Annotated in this window: 1 protein-coding gene; it reads right to left on the bottom strand. The window is 62.3% G+C overall.

Annotated elements, in window-relative coordinates:
- Positions 1–355 (bottom strand): IS110 family transposase (locus tag D477_RS00080; RefSeq protein ID WP_005266078.1); only part of this gene is annotated, 355 nt, incomplete at its 3' end.
- Between the last annotated feature and the right edge of the window lie 106 nt (positions 356–461).

Here is a 461-nt window from a genome sequence, read left to right as displayed (position 1 = left end):
TGGAGATCCCGCGTTCGGCGATGACCGCCTCGGCGGCCTGATAGGCATCCAAGGGATCGGATTTGCCCTTCAAGCGGCGAATCTGCCGGTTGGGTCGGTTCACCTCCAGCACCTTCAGGCCCTCCCGGGTCAGGACCCGGGCCAGCTCGGCGCCGTAGCTGCCGGTGCCTTCCACGCCCACGCCGAGCACCGGCCCGAAGCCGGTGATGAAATCGACGATCTTCCGATAGCCCGAGCCGACGGCCAGGAACTCCTTATCGGCCACGGGACGACCGTACTCGGTAATGATCGCGACATGGTGGGTGTCCGCGTGGGTGTCGATGCCTGCAATGACATTGAATGGCTCATCCGTCATGCTGGAAGTGCCTTTCCTTTCGTTGACCGATTGGGAAGCGACACGCCGGCCGGGTGGACAGACAAGACGGTAATGGGACTCTTTCGACAGGCTCCTATGAAGTCAT

This window comes from Arthrobacter crystallopoietes BAB-32, assembly GCF_000328305.2.
Classification (GTDB): Bacteria; Actinomycetota; Actinomycetes; order Actinomycetales; family Micrococcaceae; genus Crystallibacter; species Crystallibacter crystallopoietes_A.
This window is presented reverse-complemented; position numbering and strand designations above follow the sequence as displayed.